Consider the following 3,346-nt stretch of genomic DNA (forward strand, 5'->3'; position numbering starts at 1 on the left):
ATGGAGGAGGTTGGTTAACACATCCAGCTGTATTTAAGAGAGCTATGCAACTCAATAGTTTTAAGATTTTCTTCATTATTCCCCTCTTTCAATGGATTTATTTACAATAAACAGCTCGGAAGCTTGTTGATATTTCCTGTCACCGCTGTTTAAAACAACGGTGAACAATATTGAGATGATGGATTGAGAAAACAATCGCGCCATTCCAAGCAAAAGCAAGGATAAGGGATTGTTGATCATCACCAATAGAAACACTTAAGGTTGGCATTTGCGACTATTTTTATATTTTTTACAAAAAGGGCTGTTTAAGCGCTTCTTGACACTGCGCTGTGGTATGACAGCACCTGGACGACAAGCCGGAAGATTCTTTCCTTGAAAATTCTCACACCACGTTCCTGCCTCTGTATCTTTATAGCGGAATCCTGATTGAACCATACAAGAATCAATAAACGCCTTTTTATTTAAACTTAACTTTCTATTTTCTGGATCCTTATCATAAGGGGTTGGCATTCCACATTCTAATAAGGCTTTTCCTACCTCAGTAAAATCAGTAACACCATTTTTCTCCCACGCGCTCAAATATCCTCCAGGAGTTTTATTAAACTGACATCCAGCTATACTTAACAAAGTTACAGCGCTTAATAATTTTAAAGTTTGTTTCATTTTTTCCTCCATGATTTAATTCAAGGTTTTTGTTTTAAATGAGATGAGCCATACCTTTTTTGGCATTTTTGACCCGCATCTCCAAGACAGGTATGGGAGCTTATGGGATTCATGATCACTCTCCACCATTCTGTCAAAACGTTACTGCCAGCAGGTATTGTCTCATAAGTATAGCCATTGCCGCCAATAATTCTGCTGACGAAGTCGTATCTATTCCCATCAAAGCCAACAGTGGTTTGTTTGCCGTCACTCACATAACCTAACAGACCGGATGCAACTAAAACATTAAAGGCTGGTCCATAGAAATTGATATTCGTGTTGTCGGCTATACCGTGCACACCTTCTTGTTTGAAAGAATTCAGCATATTCCCCAATGTCATTGTCCCGCGACTATGTCCATAAAGTTCTAATCCTGTAAGACCATAGCTATACATCAAATCTTTTGCTTCTTGTGTGGAATTGGTCAAACCCCAAAAGTTATTTTCCATAAACTTCTGATAGCCCGCGACTAGAAGTTCTGAGATAGCAGAATCGGCTTGAGGGAACACAACAAAATAAAGCGGTACATTTTTATCCTCCGCATGTTGAACCGCATAAACAGCCGCCTCATAGGGTGTTGTAAGAATACCATTGAGGAAAAAATGAACCTTGCCATCAGAACCTTTTTGTAAATTCTGTTGTTCTTCATCCGTTAAATAATGTGCGTGAGGAAACAATCGCGCCATTCCAAGTGAAGGCAAGGATGGCGGATTGTTGATCATCACAAGCAAGACTTAAGGATAGCATTTGCGACTATTTTTATATTTTTTACAAAAAGGACTGTTCAAGCGCTTCTTGACACTGCGCTGTGGTATGACAGCACCTGGACGACATATGGGAAGGTTTTCCGCTTTATGATTTACACACCATCCCCCCCCCCTTTCTTCATAGCGGAATCCTGATTGAACCATGCAAGCATGAATTGTTGCTATTGCATTATTACTGAGCTTTCTACTTTCTGGATCCTTATCATAAGGGGTTGGCATACCGCATTCTAACAAGGCTTTTCCTATCTCAGTAAAATCTGCTCCTGGCTTTTCCCATGCCCCTATAGAAGATGTGGGAGTTTTATTAAACTGGCACCCAGCTATACTGAATAGAGTTACAGCACTTAATAATTTTAAGGTTTGTTTCATTTTTTACTCCATAATCTAATTCAAGGTTTTTGTTCTAGATGAGATGTGCCATAATTATATCTACATTTATAACTCGCATCTCCAAGACAGGTATGGGAGCTTATGGGATTCATGATCACTCTCCACCATTCTGTCAAAACGTTACTGCCAGCAGGTATTGTCTCGTAGGTATAGCCATTGCCGCCAATAATTCTGCTTACAAAGTCATATCTATTCCCATCAAAGCCAATAGTGGTTTGTTTGCCATCACTCACATAACCCAACAGACCGGATGCAACTAAAGCATTAAAGGCTGGTCCATAGAAATTGATATTCGTATTGTCGGCTATTCCGTGCACACCTTCTTGTTTGAAAGAATACAGCATATTCCCCAATGTCATGGTACCGCGGCTATGTCCATAAAGTTCTAACCCTGTAATACCATGGCTATACACCAAATCTTTCGCTTCTTGTGTGGAATTGGTCAATCCCCAAAAGTTATTTTCCATAAACTTCTGATAGCCCGCGACCAAAAGTTCTGAGATAGCAGAATCGGCTTCTGGGAACACAACAAAATAAAGCGGATTATTTTTATCCTTCGCATGTTGCTCTGCATAAACAGCGGCTTCCTCTGGTGGAGTAAAGATGCCATTAAAGGACACATGCACCTTGCCATCAGCACCCTCTTGTAAATGCTGCTTTTCTTCATCCGTTAAATAATGAAACTTAGGTATTTTTTGCCCACGAGCGTCTTCTATAGGCTCCCCATTTGCATCTGTTTTATAGATTATATTGCCCTGTTCATCACGGTCGACCACGGCGATGGGGTGCTCTTTGATAAACATGGTTTTATAGGAGTCATCGCTGTATTTAAATCCTTCTTCCAACAATTGCGTTGCCATTTCACGATTTTCATGGACGATTTGTTCCAGCTTGCCTACATCGAGCTGTTGTACACCCTTATGGGCGCTAGCAGTATCCCGATTAAGGGAGGCTATGGCTTGCTCAACATCTTGCCCTGTTAATGCCTTCTGCCCTGCTTCATCAGTAATGACGATAGTGCCATTGCTGATAGCAGATTTGGTATATCCTTCCTCTGAATCTTTAGCTTTTGAATGATCTAAGACATTTTTAGCAATGTTTTTCCCGACACCATATTTGCCCTGATACATCGGACCACCCGCTGAAATGCTTAAACCTTGACTGCTAGCTTGCGCATGCGCACTGTTGCTGATATCACTGGTGCTAATGCTTCCTGTGGTCAGGCTGTTTTTTTCTGCCGGCGCGGTACCAGCGATAATATCGGCTCCAACACCATGGATGCTGCCTTTGTGGGCTTGCATGTTGACAGCGCGTCCTGCTTCTATTGTTGTGCTCATCGCGGTGAAAGCTTGAGAAGAAGCTTCTGCTTTCTTAAAGCCCACTGTCATACTGCCAGATGCGCCAGCCTCAGTCAAACCGCTTAACGTATCCTGTGGATTGCACCACGACTTTGGCTTCAAAATACGCATCCCCCGTAATGAAACCTC

At 41.6% G+C, this 3,346-nt stretch carries 5 protein-coding genes; all 5 read right to left on the minus strand.

Going from position 1 to position 3,346, the window contains the following annotated elements; translation table 11 throughout:
- Positions 1 to 139: 139 nt before the first annotated feature.
- Positions 140 to 268 carry a hypothetical protein gene (locus ACFIJL_RS08870; RefSeq protein WP_375624300.1) on the minus strand — a complete coding sequence of 43 codons (129 nt, stop codon included), beginning with the start codon at positions 266 to 268 and terminating at the stop codon, positions 140 to 142.
- A complete protein-coding gene (locus ACFIJL_RS08875; RefSeq protein ID WP_375624302.1) occupies positions 256 to 663 on the minus strand; it encodes a hypothetical protein in 408 nt (135 codons plus the stop codon). Before ACFIJL_RS08875 ends, ACFIJL_RS08870 begins: the two co-directional genes overlap by 13 nt.
- Before the next feature lie 20 nt (positions 664 to 683).
- A complete protein-coding gene (locus ACFIJL_RS08880; RefSeq protein ID WP_375624308.1) occupies positions 684 to 1,424 on the minus strand; it encodes a filamentous hemagglutinin in 741 nt (246 codons plus the stop codon).
- Between the two features lie 12 nt (positions 1,425 to 1,436).
- Positions 1,437 to 1,838 carry a hypothetical protein gene (locus tag ACFIJL_RS08885; RefSeq protein ID WP_375624304.1) on the minus strand — a complete coding sequence of 134 codons (402 nt, stop codon included), beginning with the start codon at positions 1,836 to 1,838 and terminating at the stop codon, positions 1,437 to 1,439.
- 20 nt (positions 1,839 to 1,858) lie between these two features.
- On the minus strand, positions 1,859 to 3,346 hold a 1,488-nt coding region (locus ACFIJL_RS08890), incomplete at its 5' end, for a filamentous hemagglutinin (RefSeq protein ID WP_375624306.1).

Source organism: Bartonella sp. TT119HLJHH (assembly GCF_042193385.1).
Taxonomy (GTDB): Bacteria; Pseudomonadota; Alphaproteobacteria; order Rhizobiales; family Rhizobiaceae; genus Bartonella.